We start from the raw sequence: 19215 nt of genomic DNA on the forward strand, positions 1-19215 counted from the left end.
AGTTGTTCAAAAAGTTTAATAAGTATTGGAAGGTCTCCCCGCTATAATGAAGGGGAGTATATTCATTTTTCAAACGATTTAGAGAGTTCGGAAGACAGATTGACAAGAAACGGCAAAAGGCCAGGTGACGTAATGGGCAAAGAAAAGCGAATCTATATGCGAATAGGCGTCTTGGGAATATTATTAATTGCACTCGTGTTTGCTATTTATAGCAGTATTTCTAAACCTGGACTCCTTAAAGTTGGAGACGAAGCACCCAATTTCAGTCTGAAGGATAGGGAAGATAAAAATGTAACGCTGGCAGATTTAAAAGGGAAAACGGTAATCTTGAATTTCTGGGGGACGTGGTGTGAACCTTGCCGCAATGAAATGCCTGCTCTTGAAAAGATCTATCAAAAATATAAATCAGACGACGTGGTAGTGATTGGACTTAATGTTGGTGAAGCAAAACTAACAGCAGAACAGTTTATTAGACAAGTGGAAGTTACCTTCCCAATCTGGTTTGACTCAAGAAAAGAAGTAACCAAGCGTTATAGCGTAGGAAAAATGCCAACTACATATTTTATTGATAAAGATGGAGTGATCCGTGTCATTAAGACAGGTGAGATGACCGAAAGAGTCATGGAACAACTATTATCTGAAACTAAACAATAAGTGAGGAAAAAGTATGAGCGATGATAGAAAATGTGAATGCGGTCATACCAATCCCATAGGAACGGTTCTTTGTGAATCCTGTGGTAAACCGCTTCTGATGACAGATGCCGAACTGGAAGAAGCGGACAACTTCCCAAGCATGCGCTATGAAGGAATGGCGAGACGCTCCAAAACATATTCCCGTAAATTGGTTGATAAGGTATGGAATTTCTTTTCATCTGTCAAAATAGCTGTAATTATCATTATTATCACATTAGTAATGGCGAGTGTGGGAACGATCCTACCTCAGAAGATGTATGTACAAGTACCACTTCTAGACGAACAAATGACCAGAGATTATTACAGCGGTACGTACGGACTATTCGGCGATATCTATTATTTACTTGGTTTTCATGAAATGTATAATTCCTGGTGGTTCGTCACATTAATGGCGATGATCGGGATTTCATTGGTAATATGTAGCCTTGATCGGATTATCCCGCTTTACAAAGCGTTACGTAAACCGAGAATTAATCAGCATTTAGCTTTCTATCGCGGACAAAGGCTGTTTATTCCCCTGCCGGTAGAGGGGGCAAAAGAATTAGATGCTACTATGGATCAAACAAAAGGCTGGTTGAAGAAGAGAGGGTACAAGATCTTCGGAGAAGGAACATCCATCCTGGCTGAAAAAGGACGTATAAGTCGATGGGGTCCTTATATTAATCACGTTGGTTTGATTGTATTTTTACTAGGGGTGCTCTTGCGTGGCGTACCAGCTTTCCATATTGAAGAGTTCATATGGGTTCGTGAAGGCCAAACAGTTTCTATTCCAGGAACGAAGTTATTTGTTAAGAATCTGGAATACAAGACGGAATATTATGCGGAAGACGAATATGTAGAAGAGCTTGGTATGAAAGAAGGGATGGTAATCCCGAAAAATTTTCAGACTGATGTGATTATATACAAAAATGAAAATGAGAATTTACCTGGTGCAGAGCCTAATTTGACCCAGGTAAAAGAAGGTCCTATTACTGTAAATCATCCGATTACGTATCAAGGTATTTCGTTATTTCAGCTAGATCGACGTGAACAAATATTGGGTGCTTTAAATTTTACACTGATTGATATGGATTCTCCTGACTCTAAGGAAATAGGGGAAGTGAAGATCGATTTGTTCGATCCCTCTTCTGAAATTAAAGTGGGAGAGAATTACGTAGTTCGTATTCTGGATTACTTCCCTGATTATCAAATGGGTACTGACAATAGACCGCAAACCAAAGGTGTACTTCCGAACAATCCAATGGTTGCCATGGAGATTGTTGATACAAAAACAAATGTGTTGGAGCGCGTTGCATATGTAGCTGGTGGATTTGTTCAGCAAAATGAGAATACACCTCGTTTTCAACTAGCAACTCATATGCCTGATCTCATTGATTCTTCAGGGCTAATCGTACGAAAAGATACGATGCTCCCATTGATTCTGTTTGGGGCAATTGTCTCTATGATTGGTTTGGTTATGGGCTTTTATTGGAACCACCGACGCATCTGGATTCATATGGAAGCAGGTCGCATTTATGTAGCTGGCCATACGAACAAAAACTGGTTTGGATTGAAACAAGAAGCTAAGTTTTTGATGAAACATCTGAATCTTTCGAATGATTTGGTTGCTGTTCAAGATAAGGACAAAAAGAAAAATACGTAAAGAAAAGGGGGCGTCTTGATTGATAGAATTGAGTGGTAATTTGTTACTTGGAGCTTTTATCCTCTATCTGATTGCTACAATGCTTTTTACAGTAGCAATTACAGGTAGAAAATGGTCGAATCGAGACCCCGAAGAGCATGCAACAAAATATGGCCGCATAGGTATGGTTGTTAGTTTGATAGGGTTTATTCTCCATCTGGGACAAATCGTGCTGCGTTGGGCAGCAGCGGGAAGATCGCCAACAAGCAATATGTTCGAATTTATTTCGCTCTTTGCGTTTTTCATTGTTGCAGGGTTCCTCATACTTTACTATTTGTATCGGTTAACAATACTTGGAGCGTTTTCAATGCCACTCGCAGCTATCATGTTAGCGTATGCCAGTGTGTTCCCAAAAGAAATTACACCACTTGTTCCTTCTCTTCAAAATTACTGGTTACAAATTCACGTTTCAACCGTGTCGCTAGGAGAAGGTATACTTGCTATTGGTTTTGCTGCCGGTCTCATGTATTTGATTCGGACAATACCACAAAAAATACGTTCAAAAAGCACGTTTATGCTGGAGCTCACAATTAGTGTCATTTTGATGATGATTGGATTTATTGTTGTATCATTCGCTCTCCAATCGCCTAATATGGCAACAACCTTTGAATTTCCTGTGTATGATGCAAATAATCCTGGGGTTGTCAAAGAAATGCAACAAGTTGAATACAAGTTGCCAGCCATTGCTGGTCCACAGGATTACACGATCATAAAAGAGGGACCGATGAAACCACTTTTTGAAACTCCTACTTTCATGCATGGTCTTGATGCTGCTCGCAAATTTAATACTGTTATCTGGTCCGTTATGTCGGGGTTAGTGCTTTATGGACTTCTACGCCTTATTTTACGTAAAAGAATTGCGGCAGCTATGCAGCCAGCAATGGATGATATTGACCCTGAGTTACTTGATGAAATCAGTTACAGGGCTATTGCCATCGGATATCCGATCTTTACGTTAGGTGGTTTAATCTTTGCAATGATTTGGGCTCATGAGGCGTGGGGACGCTTCTGGGGATGGGATCCAAAGGAGACTTGGGCACTGATTGTATGGTTGTTTTATAGTGCATATTTGCATCTTCGTCTATCAAAAGGATGGTTGGGAGAAAAATCTGCTTGGATGGCAGTGGTAGGGTTTGTTATTATATTAATAACACTAGTTGTAGTAAATCTGGTTATTGTAGGTTTGCATTCCTATGCAGGCGTTTAATATACCGATTTAATTACACTCAAAAGGCTGGTGTCAAGGCACCAGTCTTTTGGAGTTATTATGCACATATGCTGCTGTAGAGGTGATCTGGGTGGAGAAAGAACGTATCCTCATTGTAGATGATGAAGAAAGAATTCGTCGTCTACTGAAAATGTATTTGGAGAGAGAGAACTACTATATTGACGAAGCGGAACATGGAGAGGAAGCGCTAGAAAAAGCATTAAACCAGGATTATAACATTATTCTTCTTGATTTAATGCTTCCTGGGATGGATGGAATCGAAGTCTGTGAAAAAATCCGCGAACAAAAGGCAACACCAATTATTATGCTGACAGCCAAAGGTGAGGAAGCTAACCGGGTAAATGGCTTTGAAGCAGGTGCTGACGATTATGTTGTAAAACCTTTCAGCCCACGTGAAGTTGTATTTCGTGTGAAAGCAATCTTGCGTCGCTCATCTGCGACAGCTTATTTAAAGACAGATACCGTTTCAAGTCATTCTATTCTCGTATTCCCTGAGTTAACGATCGATCATGATGCTCACAAAGTTACAGCGAATGGTGTAGAGGTAAATCTCACACCAAAAGAGTACGAGCTGTTACATTATTTAGCTCTGTCTCCTGATAAAGTATTTACACGTGAAGAATTATTAAAAGATGTTTGGCATTATGATTTCTTTGGTGATCTAAGAACTGTAGATACCCATATTAAACGTTTGCGGGAAAAACTGAATAAGGTTTCACCGGATGCAGCCCAAATGATATCTACCGTATGGGGCGTTGGATATAAACTAGAGGTGCCAAAGTAAGTGGAAAGGTATCTTCGAAGTGTCGTTGGCAAGCTATGGATGACGATCATTGCCCTCTTCGCGGTTGTTCTAACAATATTCAGCCTCTTGCTGGTTAATTCTTTCGGCAGTTATTATTTTAAACACCAGAGTGATAATCTGGCACAACTTGGTGAGAACTTGGCTGCGACCTTAGAAAGCTCTACGAACCAGCAAGAAATGCTAACTACTGCTTCAAATATTTTATCTGTTAGTAACACGGGAATTTTAATTGTTGATGCTAATAAGCAGGTGCTTGCTCATAATCAAGTGAAAGATAAAATGTTTCAAATTTCATATTCTTATTTAATTCGAGAAGAGTTTCCTTTGTCTGATGCATTGAACGGGAAAACGGTAGCTCCTACTCGAATAGTTGTTGGTAGTGAAGTAGGCGGTGCTGTCCATCGTACACAATATTTGACGATGGCTTTGCCTGTTAGTTTTGGCAATGAAAAACAGGCAGCGATGATTTTGTATCAGGCAGTTCAAGAAGTGAACGGCACTTATCTGGAGATCCGACAACTAATATTTGTGGTTGGAGTAATTGGGTTTATTTTGACTACGGTGTTTGCTTTCTTCCTGTCGTCGCGTATTACTTCACCGTTACGACAAATGAAGCAGACTGCACAACGAATTGCTGATGGTGAATTTCATGCCGAAATTCCTATTCGGACTACGGATGAAATAGGTGAGCTTGCTTCAGCCTTTAATATTATGACGGCTAAGCTGAGAAAGGTTGTGAATGCACTTTCTCATGAAAAAGAGCAAATCGCAACTGTACTAAGCAGCATGGTTGATGGTGTCGTGATGATGGATATGAAAGGAAGCATTGTTCTTACCAATCCGCAAGCAGAAGAATTTATTAAGGATTGGCAGTATGAATACAGTGGGCATCCACTGCCTGTATATGAGCTATTCCAAAAGGTATTGACGTCTGAGCACGAAGTGACGGCAGATATGGAAGTCCAGGGCCGGTTTTGGTCCATTGTCACGGTACCGTTATATGATAATAATCAGGTTCGTGGCGCTGTAGCTGTAGTTAGAGATTTGACTAAAGAGCGTAAAATGGATAAGCTTCGTCAGGATTTCGTTGCTAACATCTCTCATGAATTACGCACACCATTGTCAATGTTACAAGGCTATAGTGAAGCTATCGTTGATGATATTGCTTCCACTCCAGAAGAGCATAAGGAATTGGCTCAGATTATTTATGACGAATCAGTTCGTATGAGTAAGCTGGTTAACGAATTATTAAATCTGGCGAGAATGGAAGCAGGGCATGTAGAACTTCATGAGGAAATGACAGAACTTAAGCCATACATGGAACGAGTGATGCGCAAGTTTGTTACTGTTTCTATGGAAAGACGCGTACAATTTCATTTAGAATTGAAATCTGTTCATAAATCAGTATTGTTTGATCCAGACAAAATCGAGCAGGTATTAACCAATTTAATTGATAATGCAGTTCGCCATACACCAGACGGTGGCGATATTTCCCTACACGTGTATGATGAAGAAGAAGGAAAACTTATCATGGAAGTTAGAGATACAGGAAGTGGTATTCCTCAGGATGATTTACCATTTGTATTTGAGCGTTTTTATAAGGCTGATAAGGCTCGTACAAGAGGTAGAGCAGGTACCGGACTGGGGCTGGCCATTGCCAAAAATATCGTATCGGCTCATGGTGGAAAAATATCTGTACAAAGTAAAACAAATGAAGGTACTACCTTTACGATTGTCATACCTGTCAAGTCATGAATAGAGAATAGATGAAATGCGGCGAATGGAGAGTGCTAAAGGTTGGAAAAGACCATACTGTTTGATGTTGATGGAGTGTTTTTGAGTGAAGAACGTTACTTTGATGCTTCTGCTTTAACCGTTTGGGAATTGCTACATAGCGACAATTATCTCGGAGTAAGTGGGGATACGTTTGAAGCAGCTCCTCTGGAACCTAAGATCAGAGAAGTACGGACTCGCGTTTTTTCGAATGACGATGTTCTGAACTTTATCAAGAGTCGAGGCATTAATTCAAACTGGGATATGGTTTTTCTGGCCTTCTCCTACCAGTTGATTCGACTTGTTGAGCAGTTGAAGAAAGCAAAGGGAGACCAAGTTGCTTCTATTCTACAAAATCAGATTAATCGTAATGAAATAGCTGATTTGAAATCTTGGCTGATTGAAGAGAAGCAGAATTTTGTCCCTGATTATGCTAGTTTTGTTTCAGACTTTTCAAAAGGGAATGCTGTGAAAGGTGAAATGCTTTCCTATCTTAACCAAATCGCCCTTGAGAAGTGCGGAGTGAAAACAGAGATGTTTTCTCGTAACAGTGAACTATGGGTTCTATGTCAGCAGACATTCCAAGAGTGGTATCTTGGTGATGGACTCATTGTGGATTCAATTGGCAGAGTATCTTTCCAACCTGGGAAGAAGGGCTTTTTGTCAGATGAGATTGCCATTGTACCACCTAGCAAAATGCGTGTGATTTTGCAAGGCTTAAAAGATCGAGGATATCGGTTGGGTATTGGAACGGGTCGTCCTTCTATTGAGACGTATGTGCCGTTAGAAGAGTTGGGATTGCTCGAATTCTTTGAACCAAATCGTATTGTGACAGCGAGTCATGTCCTGGATGCTGAAAACGAGTTTCCAGAAAAAGCTCCGCTTTCAAAACCACATCCGTACTGCTATTTACATGGATACCTTACAAGAGAGCAATCTGTAGCAGAAGCACTTTCCTATACGCTTACAGAAGAAGAGAAGAAACATTTACTTATCGTAGGGGATTCTTTAGCTGATTTATTAGCTGCCCGGTCCATTGGCTGTCAATTTGCTGCTACATTGACTGGTTTGTCAGGTGAAGAGGCACGTGAAAAATTTGTACAGGAGAAAGCAGAGTTCATCTGGAAGGATGTCAGTGAAGTCGCTTCGCTTACCTGGTAAAATAGATAAAAGGAAAGCGTGTAGACCAGAGAATGGTCTACACGCTTTTTAGTTATATAAGCTTATAGTTCGATTTGAGTGACGCTTACAACCTCAGCTAATCCGCCCAATTCGTCCAAAATTTTAGAATTAACCTGTTTATCCACAGTTAACATCATAATTGCATCTCCACCAATATCTTTACGACCAACCTGCATAGTTGCGATGTTAATGTTGTTTTTACCAAGAATACTACCAACATACCCGATGACACCAGGGCGGTCATTATGTTGAACGTAGAGCAGATTACCTGCTGGTTGTACATCGATTGTGGATTGGTCAATTTTTACGATACGTTCGCCGTAACCATTTAATCTAGTACCAGCAATACTTCTTGTTTCTAGATTGGAGCGAAGCGTAACAGTGATTAGGCTGGTAAATCCACGGTGAATCGTTGATTTTTCTTCTGTTACAGAAATGTCTCTCACTTTAGCCAAATAATTTGCATTAATATAGTTAACTTCAGAACCTAAGCGATAGGAAAGTAAGCCTTTTAAAATGGTACGTGTGAGTGGGGATGTATCCATATCAGCCAGTTCACCACTGTACGTAATTTTAACTTCTTGCAGGGCACCTATTGTAAGCTGAGCTAGGAATTGTCCAAGTTTTTCTGAAAGAATAAAGTATGGCTGAACACGTTCCATCAAATGTGCAGCAATGGTAGGTAAGTTAACTGCATTTTTAAAGGACTCACCACGGAGCACCTTCAGTAATTCATAAGATACGTCGATGGCAACATTCTCCTGAGCCTCAAATGTTGATGCACCTAAATGAGGCGTTGTAACCACACGAGGATGCCCGATTAAAGGATTATTAACAGGTGGCTCCTCTTCATATACATCAAGGGCAGCACCTGCGATTTGGTGATTATCCAGAGCGTGTAGGAGAGCAGCTTCATCAATGATGCCTCCGCGAGCACAGTTAATGACACGAACATTAGGCTTCATTTTAGCGAACTCTTTATAGCTGAGAATATGTCGTGTCTCTTTCATAAGTGGAGTGTGAACCGTAATGAAATCTGCTTTCTCTACGATATCAGCGACACTACCGTTAATGACTCCCAACTTTTGAGCTCGTTCATCCGTTAGATAAGGATCGTAACCAATTACAGTCATATTGAAGGCTTTAGCGCGTTTTGCTACCTCAGAACCGATACGACCCATACCGATGATCCCTAATGTTTTATTGTTTAGCTCCACACCTTGGAAACTTTTGCGATCCCATGTTCCATCTACGAGCTTCTTGTGAGCTTGTGGGATATTGCGTGCTACTGCCATCAGCATGGCAAAGGAATGTTCTGCGGTGGAGATAGTATTTCCGTCAGGAGCATTGATGATTACAATCCCAGCCTCTGTAGCGGCGTTGATATTGATGTTGTCCACACCAACTCCGGCACGGCCTACTACTTTCATGCGTTTTGCCTGTTTAAGTACTTCAGCGGTTACCTGAGTCTGACTGCGAACTAGTAGAGCATCATAGTCAGCAATAATCTCAAGTAACTCTTCCTGACTAATGCCTACTTTTTGCACAACCTCTACGTCTTCAGCATCAAGCAGCTGTTGAATTCCTTGTTCACTAAGTGGATCTGTAATTAAAACCTGAAATTTATCCATGTTGAATCAACACCTCCTGGGCGGCCTTGACGCCAGCACCTAATTCTACTTGGTAACCTATTTGAATGAGTGAAACTTCGATTAAGGCAATAACGGTCAACACATCTTGAGGGTCACAGTAGCCCATATGACCAATACGGAAAATTTTCCCCTTCAAATGCTGTTGTCCACCAGCGATAGTGACATTGTATTTGGTCCGTAAAGTTTTACGTAGTGCTTCTGCATCAAACAAGTCACCCGGATTAATAGATGTAACAGTAGGAGAGGCGTATTGATCACTTGTCATCAGTGGTACATTCAAAGCACGCATAGCTTGGCGTGTCATTTCTTTCATCAATTCATGACGAGCATAAATTTGCTCTAAACCTTCCTCCTGAATCATGGCAACTACTTCTTGTAAGCCGTGAATCAAAGAAACAGCTGGTGTATATGGAGTTGTATCGTCAGCTAAACTTTTGCGATATGCGCGTAGGTCAAGATAGAATGCGCGTGGATCAACTTCTTCGATACGTTTCCAAGCACGTTCACTTACAGCGATAAATGCAAGACCAGTAGGGAGCATAAACGCCTTTTGAGAGCCTGTTACAACAATATCTACACCCCAATCATCCATTTCACATGGAACGGCACCGAGGCAGCTTACTGCATCCACGATGAACAACGCGTTGCTGTGCTGATTAATGGTCCCGGCCAATTCTTTGATCGGGTTAAGGATTCCTGTAGATGTTTCACAATGAGTTGCAAAGACTGCTTTAGCAGAAGGATGCTCTTGTAAGAAGGATTGCAATTGTTCAGGTAAAATGGCTTCGCCCCAAGGTACTTGAAGACGGTGAACCGTAATGTTGTAGCGTTCACAGATTTTTGCGAATCGTTCACCAAAAGCGCCGCTCACGGTTACGATTGCTTCATCGCCAGGAGCCAATGTATTCACAACGCTCATTTCTAGAGCGCTAGTTCCGCTACCTGCAATGGTGTATACATCTTGTGTTGTTCCAAAGATTGGTTTCAGTTGCTCGGCTGTTTCCTTCAGGATCTTGGAGAATTGTCCACTGCGATGCCCGATCATTGGCTGACTCATTGCTTGTTGTACTCTTGGTGGAATTGGGGTAGGGCCAGGGATGCGTAGAATTGCTTTTTCTTGTAACATAATATCTCAACCTCCTACATGATCTCTCAAAATATCTGTTTGTAAATATAAAAAAACCTCTCATAAACCACCCACTACACGTATTGTGCAGTGAGGGACGAGAAGTTTGATTTTCGCGGTACCACCCTCATTTGTTATTCTCTTCACAGAGAAAAACCTTACCAGGTATCTTAACCTGAGAGATAACGGATCACCCGTTCAAGCCTACTAACTGATAATAGGGTTAGGCTTGCCAACTCAGAAGTGCTTATCTTTTAAAGAAATCACCGGTTCGCAGCGACCACCGGCTCTCTGGGGATTTTCTCAAAAAGCATCTCTTCTTCAATGTTGTTTTATATGTAGCTGTGTAAGTTAGAACTAACTTTATCACGGTAATTCAGAAGCGTCAAGCATAAAAAAAATTTTAAAGGATGAACATTATTTATACATAATGAGTGCATGTTCGGTAATTGGTTTAATAAATGCTGAATAGGAAGGTAAGAGAGTAGAATGTTCGTGTTTTGTGCGGATCAGAATGTATTTCCTACACAGAGATACTTTCTGAAAAGTATGAAAAATAAACTGGGAATTATTAGCTTATTCGAATGAACCATCGATATAAGCTATTCTAAATGAAGACAAGCTGACTTCCACGTAAGTAGATGTCAGCTTGCTAATAAAGAATTACCCTTCAATCTTAATAGAATCAGTCGGGCAACCATCAACTGCATCACGAACATCTTCGTGTAAAATATCCGGAATTTCAGCAGTATTAGTGTTGTCATCGATTTTGTTGAAGGCAATACCATCATCATCATAATCGAATACGTCAGGAGCGGTAGCACCACAAGCTCCGCACGCAATACAAGTATCTTTATCAACCCATGTAGTCATAGTAGGTTTCACCTCCCGAAGAACCTCGTACAGACTCTGTACACAATTATTGTATTATTTCTAGCTATTTTTTTCAATAATGAATCGCGTCTATAAATGTACCTAATACATGATTCATTTTGTGAAAAGTGGCATCTCGGGCAATTTCAATACAGGGTAGAGACTTTTGTTTAAATTGGAAAAGTCGCCAGCTTGTACCGAATTGCTTGCAATCAATACATTAACACCAATCGCTATATTTTGCCAGCCTCTGCTCTCAAATTCTTTTTTCTTCCGAATCAAATCAATTTTAGCAGTTACGTCATGCGGTACGAACTGAGGTAACACATGCATGTTTTGCATATATCGAGCAGATAAATAATTGCGGTAGTGAAATGGCATCTTGTCCCAATTATCTTCAGAAACAGAAGAGATATCTACGTCACTTATGCTATGCTTCAGCACATATATTTGTTCCCAGAGTGCAATGGCATGATACATCTTTTTCTGGGCCTCTAACCATTTGGTTGTAAATGCTTGTAAATGTCGCTGGGCGGCAATGTCTTGCGCAGTGTATGTATTTCCTTGTGGATCATCGATCACATTCTGTATGCTCGTTTTTAACGTTTGTAAACTTGCTATGTATTCTGCTTTTGCATCCACCAATAATGGGGAAGTAGCGGAGACCATTGCGGGCTCAAGCTGTTTTAGTTTTGCTTGTATGATTTTCAAAAAGTCTTGATGATGTTTTTTTTGACCCTCGATTGTTTTTCCCTGTAAGTTGGCTACATAGAGAAAATAATCTTCCTTGAAAGATTCGATAGGCTGATAAAATCCATAATAATAGCTGGTGAAATCTTGTTCACGATATAATTTTTTCTCCTTAATAAGTTGATCATTTTGCTGCATTTGATTGTTGGCTTGCTGCAATTGATTAATTTGTACGTTCATTTTTGATTGTACAACAGAAGCACCTAAAAAAAATCCGCCGATTAAGCAAGCAAATGATAAGATAATCATATAGATCACGAGGTACTCTTGTCTGGATAATCTCTTTGTCATAATATCCCTCCACATTACAGACAGGTCTTCTAGTAATCATTTAGTTGTAAAACTGGTAAATCGAAAAGGAGAAACATGTAGCAATGGAGGACCAAAACTTTACGATCATTTCCTATGTGATGCTAACCGGATTGGCAATTGTTGAGCGTGAAAGAACCGTTCAATCGTTATATCACATGGTAAGAGGGCGCAAAGCCAGCCAAGTACTACAGGATGTTCACCATTTTGTCCTCTATCCATATTATCGGTTATTTCCTCAGCTTTCGAGAGAGAGTTGGGACGAAATCGTTAAATATTTACATGATAATAAGTATATAGAAGAAATGAACTGGACTGATCATAATAAGAAGAGCTTTTACGTAACGGAAAAGGGAAGAGAAAAAATAAAAGAGGTAGATAATGAGCATCAGTTAACCTACAAATTATCCCTGATAGACGGTTTGCGTTTTACACCAAAAGTGGAACGGTTTCGCAAACATCTCCATTTAGTGGTTCAAACCGTTTCTCATTTGTTATTTGAGGATATGAGATTCTCTCCAATCATTTCTCACAAGGATATTCAGCGAACAGTAAAACAGCTGTTAGCAACTCCTCAGGCAAGAAAGGCATGGATAACTGGTTTAGAACGAGAATTATATCAACTGTTATCCATCTATTCTGCAGATATTCAGGAGCAGTTGTTTGATCAGTTGACGGGAGTAGGACAAGTAGGGATGACATGGCAGCAGTTAGCTTACAAAAACAACATGCCACTTGTGTTATTTCAACTCTCCATGACCGGAATCTGGACCCAAGTATATAAAGAAGTAGAGGAGAATCATGACAAGTACCCTCTGCTTACGATGCTAATAGAAGACGATAGCCGAGCTTTGCTTTCAGTTAGTACTAGTACAATGGAAACGTACCGCTTGTTACAAAAAGGGGCGGATATACAGGAGATTGCTGTTAGACGTAACATTAAAAGTAATACAGTTGAGGACCATATCATTGAAATTGCACTGGCTGGAATCCCTCTTGATTTTAGTCGCTGGATTACCAAGGGACAAATAAATGAAGTAAATCAAGTTAGCAAACAGTATGAGACAAAACGGTTACGACTTATTAAAGATGAATTGGGAAATTCCTATACCTATTTACAAATCAGGCTTGCTTTAGCGTTGAAAGGAGGGCCAAATGGATAAGAATTTATTGGTGCTAAGCGATGCCTTACAAGCGAAATTTGGTCATACTTCCTTTCGGGAGGGACAGAAAGAGATTATGGTTCCTTTGCTACAAGGAAACCATGTACTGGGTATCATGTCGACGGGAGGGGGAAAATCCCTTACTTATCAGCTACCTGCTTACCTGTTTCCGGGAATTACACTTGTGGTTTCCCCGTTAATTTCATTGATGGTGGATCAGGTTCAAAAGCTTCAAAAACATGGACATCGTTATGCTACCTACCTAAACAGCTCACTTGATCGGGATGAGATGAGAATAGTAATGGAAGAGGTAGTAGCAGGAGTTTATCAACTGCTGTATATTTCACCTGAAAAGCTGATGCAACCGCAAGTCATTTCTCTATTAAGAAAAAGAGGAGTATCATTGGTAGCAATCGATGAAGCACATTGTATTTCACAATGGGGTCATGACTTCCGTACAGATTATCTGAAATTGCCTGATCTAGTTAATAGTTTGGGGAACCCACTGGTACTCGCAGTGACGGCAACGGCAACAGCAGAGGTTCAGCGTGAGATAGGGGAGCTATTTCAAATTTTACCGGAACACCAAGTCAGATTGACAGTTAATCGTCCGACAATAGCGATTGATGTTAAATGGGTAAAAAATGATGCTGAAAAGCAGGAAATTCTCTTTTCCCAGCTAAAAGAATTACGAATGCCCGGAATTGTATATTGCAGTACCCGTCAAACTGTGGACAAGCTGGTTGCCAAATGTCACGGGGAAGGCTTACATCGTGTCAGTGGTTTTCATGGTGGAATGAACCCGATGGAGCGAATTTTGATTCAGGAGCAATTTGTGCAGAATCAACTAGACATTATTTTTGCCACGAATGCTTTTGGCATGGGGATTGATAAACCCGACATTCGGTTTGTACTTCATTATCATACGCCTTCCAGTATGGAAGCATATACACAAGAGATCGGTCGCATTGGGCGGGATAATCAGCCAGGCTATGCGTGCTTGTACTATCGCGAAGAAGACTTATTGATTCATCATCGTTTGTTTGCCCAGGAGTATCCTACTGTAGAAGAGGTAATAAGGTTTATACACCTGTTTGCAAGAAATCAGGAGGAGTTCAACACGCTGACACATGAACAGCTATTTGAAGAAGTAGGTGTCGGTGAAAATGTGACAAGATTACTGTTTTATTACGCGGAGAAGGCGGGAGCCATTTCCTCGGTTCATCAGTTGAAAAATGGATATGAAATACGAAAAAATGTGTTTCAACCAGAGCAAATGATAGAACAGCTTTGGGGGATCATTCAACAAGTAAAATCTCAAAAATATCAAAAACTAAAGGGAATTCAAGATTGGTTACAAGGAGATTCTTGTTTGCGCGGTAGAATGCTTACCTATTTTGGTGAGGAAATGGCTGGTCACCACGTAGTGAATTGCTGTGTACATTGCGGGATTGATCCCACCATGTATGAAAAAAAGGAGATGTCTGTGGAGATTCCTACTAGACTCGTTTGGGATCTAAAAACCGCATTGTCCCAGCTTTTGCCCGGTGTTACGCATTATGAGAAGGGAGAACATCATGAAGATAACCCCTGAGCAACTGGATGATCGTACGTTACTGCTTAATTTGTGGCTGTCACAGGCTATTTTGTTAGGAATTGCGGTTGTATCAACTTTTTTCATATACAGTAATGATGAGCTTTTGCAGTTATTTACCTCAATTGATAGTCGAGGACTCTTATATGCAGCGTTGTTTGTAGGATTTATTGTTTCACTCAATCTGATAATGGATAAAACATTACCTGCTGACTGGTTAGATGATGGCGGCTTAAATGAGCGATTGTTTCGAAGCCAGTCCTTACCGATGATCATGCTGATATGCATCGTGGTTGGTATTAGTGAAGAGTGGTTGTTTCGTGGAGTGATCCAACACTTTATGGGCAACTTTTGGACGAGTGTGATATTTACTTTAATTCATATCCGCTATCTGAAAAAAATTCTACTCGTGCTTGTGGTGTTTGGAACCAGTTACTTATTAGGCTTATTGTTCATACACACCCAATCCCTGGGTATCGTAATGTTGGCTCATGCCGTCGTAGATTTTCTTTTGGCGCTTGCTTTGAAATATTTACATAAACCAATTAATCAAGATAGCATACGTTAGTGAAGATGGAGGATTTTTTATATGACTAAACATGATCAGATGAAAGACGAAGAGGAAACGAATACAGAGGAACATTACCATCTACCTCCTCGAAGTAACAGGCATCAGAAAAAAGAGAAGAATGGATCATCAAATAGAAAAATAGGGGTGTTGCCGATAGCAGGTGCTGTCGTGGCCGTTGCAGCTGCAGCAATATGGATCTTTTGGCCGACTTCAACGGAAGTGAATCAGAAAGCCCCTGGCGAACAAACATCTGTACCTCAAGCAACTTCAACCTTAGGACAAGAAGCTTCCCAGCCAAGAGAGGTCGAGCAAGAACCAGTAGATAATCAACCTTCTCAATCTAGTGATCCTACTGTTAAGCAGAAGGCTGGTGGAGAATCAAATAGTGGCACGAGTCACGATTCAAACATTCAGAATCAGACGACACCAACAGTGCCTTCTAGTAACACGAATTCAGAAACAGGTAATGGAACCACGTCAAATTCAAATCATGCACAACTAGAGCAAACCCAGCCCGTAAAAACGGAGCAAAAGGTAAAAAGCAAGCTATATCGAGTACAAAAAGGGGATAATTTGTACAAGATCTCTCGCAAATACTACGGTAATAACGATGGTGCGAAACGAATCGCACATTTTAATGGTCTTAAAATGGAGGCATCTCTACCTGTAGGTAGAAAGCTGTACATTCCCATTACACCTTAATGAGTAAAGGCGAATTGGGGTAACATACCCATAGCACGAATCAGGAGGGTAGTCATGATCTATGATACGATTGTGATCGGCGGCGGTATAGCTGGATTACAGGCGACCATTCAATTGGTTAGAAGCAGACGGAAGGTTTTAGTAATAGATAGCGGGATGGGCAGATCGGTACTTGCTCGCAACTATCAAAATATACTAGGATTTCCGGATGGAGTAAGTGGAGAAGAACTTAGACAGAGAGGACAGCAAATGGCCAAAAAATGGGGGGCTGTCTTTTTGGAAGCTACAGCAACCTTTTGTGAACAGAACGAAGATGGTATCTTTCAGGTAACAGTACAAAATGAAGACCAATTGCTACTCGGCAGGACCCTACTTTTTTCGACCGGTATTAAGGATGTTCTTCCGCCCATTCCGGGTCTACTACCTTGTCTAGGAAAGAGCATTTATATATGTCCGGATTGTGATGGCTTTGAAATTATCAATAAGTCCACTGTTGTGATCGGTAGTGGTATACAAGCCATAAACATGGCAGATAGTCTTCAGTATTATTCTGATGATTTAACTGTGATCAATCATGCCAGAATTAATTTAGATCATGAAGAACAGAAGATAACAGAGAAATGGGGAAGTCGTTACCGGAATGAAGAAATAGCTGAGATTTTACAGGTATACGGAATGATTAGCGGCTTTCGGTTACAATCAGGCGAAACTTATCAGGTTGAGAGAGGATTTCTCGCCTTCAAAGGGGCACATGTAAACACTGACCTCATGAGAACGTTTCAGATTGGTTTTCTAGATAAAGGTCACGTACGGGTTGACCCTAGAACGAAAGAAACCACCCATAGGAACATTTGGGCTGCAGGAGATATTAATGCCCATTCGCAACAAGTCGTAACATCATTAGCAGATGGTGCAGTAGCAGCAATCTGGATACATAAGAGATTATTTGAAATCACGTAAGTAGCAGAATAAGTCGCCATAGTTGCGGCTTTTTCTTTTACTTACTATGTGGATAGGAACAAAGTGTTTGATAGGAAAAACAATTGTTATAAAGTGAACAGCTTTCTTAGTTCCTTTCAATAGAGCTTTTCAAATAATTATTACTTGTAACATGAAACGAAATGATAGAATAATCGTATAACTATCAAGATAGACAAGATAAAAAGTTTCCTGGGAAAGCGCAGAAATTGACAAGGTTAGCATAAAAATCGTAATAGCTCTAATTATGTCAATACTTGTGGGAGATTTGAGAGTTTGACCATCTTTGTTCTTTGCATTGATTGTGTTATCATGATGGAATAGAGACAAGTATAAGCTTGCCACAATTATGTGCTGATGAAGTGTCTTTTTATGGTTGTATGTACGGAACTCTTACAGGCTTCGCTACATACGTTGTAATAGGACTGGATGGTTAGGAGGGACAGTCATGCGAGTAGAGCGCCTTGGCACAGATAAGATAAGAATTTTTTTAACCTTTGATGATCTTACAGAGCGAGGGATTGAAAAGGAAGACATGTGGCGTGACACCCATAAGGTTCATGAACTGTTTAATGATATGATGGAGCAGGCCTACCATGAGCTCGGATTCGAAATATCTGGTCCTGTCGCTGTGGAAGTGTTCGCCCTTCCTGCGCAAGGTATGGTTGTGATCGTAACCCGTGGAAAAGCAGGAGTTGCAACCGAGAAGGACGAAGAGGATGAAGATGTATACGAAATGGAAGTAACTCTTGAAGAGAGTGACTTGATCATATATGCTTTCCGAGATTTTGAAGATGTGGTAGAAGTCTCCCATCGTATTAATTCAATGTTAGTGGACGGTGGAAGTCTATATTCTTACCAAGACAAATACTATCTTGTATTAGAGGAAGTTGATCTGGAGCAGGATAAATATCAGCATCTGATTGCGATATTATCTGAATATGGGGAGGCAACTCCAATAACGGTATATGTGCTTGAAGAATATGGGAAGGTTGTCATGGCTGATGATGCTGTGAAACAAGTGGCGCGTTATTTCAATTGATAGGTTTGGAATTCATGATAAAGAACAGGACTCATTCTAATGGAGTGGGGCCTGTTTTTTCGTACTGCGGTTCCACGGAGTCCCTTGGCTATTATTCCTGACATTGATTTACTATACAAAGTACAAGAAGAAATTGGTCCAATCATCTGAGGAAACCACTGGGAAAGTAGTATAAAAAAAGGAGTCCACTCAAATAAGGTGGACTCTGATTGTAAAAAGAAAAGGGGTCTGTATCATATAGATTCTTTACTCAGTAACATGGGCAAATAAATCAGCCTCTTTGACATCGGTATCAACAATATAATCAGTAAGGTTATGCCAAGCCAGGATATAGTAATTTTTTGTTCGTACATTCTCATAATTGTGTGAACCAATACCTGGAAACACCCGTTCAACTGACATATGCTGAGTTCGATGGGCTAAAAGTGCTTTGGCCACTTGCTCCTGTTGTTGTTCATTTTCAATGATAGTCGTAATGTTCTCGATAAGATCACCATTCGTTGGGGTACCCTGTTTGCTTGTAAATGGGGAATTCAAAGGAATGGTAACATAATAAAGTTTCTTGACGCTGGACGATTTATCAAGTACATGGTCGACGACATATTTGGTTGCTTGTGAAATGGCGATATGATCAGGGTGACCAGAAATACCATGAGGGGCAAACGTAACAAGAATTTGTGGCTGTTCTTCATCGATCATTTTCTTGATGTGCCCGGCCAATTCTTCTTTGGGAACATCGCTTACATGTTTATCTTCATAATCAAGTATTTCTACTCGATTCATTCCAAGAATTTTGCATGCTTCTCTTAATTCAGCTTCACGCAAAGCAGGTAATTCCTCAGGGGTACAAAGAGGAGGATTCCCAGGCTTTCCTGCTTGGCCCCGAGTCGCACACAGCAGTGAGAGGCGGGTATCTTCTTGATTTGCATAACTTGCAAGGGTAATGCCTGATGCAAATGTCTCGTCGTCAGGGTGAGCATAAATAAATAAGATGGTTTTGTTGGAAATTGTAGAGGACATTACATGACTCTCCCTTTCTAATCTATGAAGTGTTTTTAAACGGTCAAGAACGTAATACATTTTTCTCTTACGT

17 protein-coding genes and 1 other annotated feature are annotated in these 19215 nt (G+C 40.5%); of the genes, 12 read left to right on the plus strand and 5 right to left on the minus strand.

The annotated features are described in order from the left end of the window. The first annotated feature begins 132 nt into the window (after positions 1-132). From resA to LM917_RS04470, 6 genes are all read left to right on the plus strand, one after another. Positions 133-654, plus strand: a complete 522-nt coding sequence (resA, locus tag LM917_RS04445; RefSeq protein ID WP_232696277.1) for a thiol-disulfide oxidoreductase ResA — start codon at positions 133-135, stop codon at positions 652-654. A gap of 13 nt (positions 655-667) precedes the next feature. Then, positions 668-2335: a cytochrome c biogenesis protein ResB gene (resB, locus tag LM917_RS04450; protein WP_232696278.1), complete on the plus strand. Its 1668-nt coding sequence runs from the start codon at positions 668-670 to the stop codon at positions 2333-2335. Between the two features lie 19 nt (positions 2336-2354). Beyond that, positions 2355-3581: a c-type cytochrome biogenesis protein CcsB gene (gene ccsB / locus LM917_RS04455; RefSeq protein ID WP_232696279.1), complete on the plus strand. Its 1227-nt coding sequence runs from the start codon at positions 2355-2357 to the stop codon at positions 3579-3581. Between the two features lie 91 nt (positions 3582-3672). Next, complete coding sequence (locus tag LM917_RS04460; protein ID WP_309241929.1) at positions 3673-4386, plus strand: response regulator transcription factor; 714 nt, start codon at positions 3673-3675, stop codon at positions 4384-4386. After that, on the plus strand, positions 4387-6162 hold the full coding sequence (locus tag LM917_RS04465; RefSeq protein ID WP_232696280.1) for an ATP-binding protein: 1776 nt from the start codon (positions 4387-4389) through the stop codon (positions 6160-6162). A gap of 42 nt (positions 6163-6204) precedes the next feature. Then, positions 6205-7341, plus strand: coding sequence for an HAD family hydrolase (locus LM917_RS04470; RefSeq protein ID WP_232696281.1), 1137 nt, complete (start codon positions 6205-6207; stop codon positions 7339-7341). A gap of 62 nt (positions 7342-7403) precedes the next feature. On the opposite strand, the gene serA is transcribed toward LM917_RS04470, so the two are convergent. The 4 genes from serA to LM917_RS04490 all read right to left on the minus strand — a co-directional run bounded on the left by serA (position 7404) and on the right by LM917_RS04490 (position 12054). After that, a complete protein-coding gene (serA, locus tag LM917_RS04475; protein WP_232696282.1) occupies positions 7404-8993 on the minus strand; it encodes a phosphoglycerate dehydrogenase in 1590 nt (529 codons plus the stop codon). After that, positions 8986-10140, minus strand: a complete 1155-nt coding sequence (locus tag LM917_RS04480) for a pyridoxal-phosphate-dependent aminotransferase family protein (RefSeq protein WP_232696283.1) — start codon at positions 10138-10140, stop codon at positions 8986-8988. Before LM917_RS04480 ends, serA begins: the two co-directional genes overlap by 8 nt. A gap of 90 nt (positions 10141-10230) precedes the next feature. Continuing rightward, positions 10231-10474, minus strand: a binding site (T-box leader). A gap of 329 nt (positions 10475-10803) precedes the next feature. After that, positions 10804-11013: a ferredoxin gene (locus LM917_RS04485; RefSeq protein WP_232696284.1), complete on the minus strand. Its 210-nt coding sequence runs from the start codon at positions 11011-11013 to the stop codon at positions 10804-10806. Positions 11014-11127: 114 nt separating this feature from the next. Next, the gene (locus LM917_RS04490; protein ID WP_232696285.1) at positions 11128-12054 is read right to left on the minus strand and encodes a hypothetical protein; all 927 of its coding nucleotides are present in this window, start codon (positions 12052-12054) and stop codon (positions 11128-11130) included. A gap of 83 nt (positions 12055-12137) precedes the next feature. Between LM917_RS04490 and LM917_RS04495 the strand changes: the two genes are divergently transcribed. From LM917_RS04495 to LM917_RS04520, 6 genes are all read left to right on the plus strand, one after another. Continuing rightward, the gene (locus LM917_RS04495; RefSeq protein WP_232696286.1) at positions 12138-13235 is read left to right on the plus strand and encodes a YpbB family protein; all 1098 of its coding nucleotides are present in this window, start codon (positions 12138-12140) and stop codon (positions 13233-13235) included. Next, positions 13228-14829 carry a RecQ family ATP-dependent DNA helicase gene (locus tag LM917_RS04500; protein ID WP_232696287.1) on the plus strand — a complete coding sequence of 534 codons (1602 nt, stop codon included), beginning with the start codon at positions 13228-13230 and terminating at the stop codon, positions 14827-14829. The genes LM917_RS04495 and LM917_RS04500 overlap by 8 nt, the downstream gene beginning before the upstream one ends. Continuing rightward, positions 14813-15397 carry a CPBP family intramembrane glutamic endopeptidase gene (locus tag LM917_RS04505; protein ID WP_232696288.1) on the plus strand — a complete coding sequence of 195 codons (585 nt, stop codon included), beginning with the start codon at positions 14813-14815 and terminating at the stop codon, positions 15395-15397. Before LM917_RS04500 ends, LM917_RS04505 begins: the two co-directional genes overlap by 17 nt. A 21-nt stretch (positions 15398-15418) precedes the next feature. After that, entirely contained in the window at positions 15419-16102 is a 684-nt protein-coding gene (locus LM917_RS04510; RefSeq protein WP_232696289.1) for a LysM peptidoglycan-binding domain-containing protein, read from the plus strand. A gap of 54 nt (positions 16103-16156) precedes the next feature. Next, entirely contained in the window at positions 16157-17062 is a 906-nt protein-coding gene (locus tag LM917_RS04515; RefSeq protein ID WP_232696290.1) for an NAD(P)/FAD-dependent oxidoreductase, read from the plus strand. A 466-nt stretch (positions 17063-17528) separates the two neighbouring features. Beyond that, entirely contained in the window at positions 17529-18122 is a 594-nt protein-coding gene (locus LM917_RS04520; protein WP_232696291.1) for a genetic competence negative regulator, read from the plus strand. 246 nt (positions 18123-18368) lie between these two features. Here LM917_RS04520 and LM917_RS04525 read toward each other — a convergent pair whose 3' ends face one another. After that, positions 18369-19142 (minus strand): PIG-L deacetylase family protein, encoded by a 774-nt coding sequence (locus tag LM917_RS04525; RefSeq protein WP_232696292.1) that lies wholly within the window; start codon positions 19140-19142, stop codon positions 18369-18371. Between the last annotated feature and the right edge of the window lie 73 nt (positions 19143-19215).

The sequence above is a fragment of the Brevibacillus daliensis genome (assembly GCF_021245735.1).
In the GTDB taxonomy this organism is placed as follows: domain Bacteria; phylum Bacillota; class Bacilli; order Brevibacillales; family Brevibacillaceae; genus Brevibacillus_B; species Brevibacillus_B daliensis.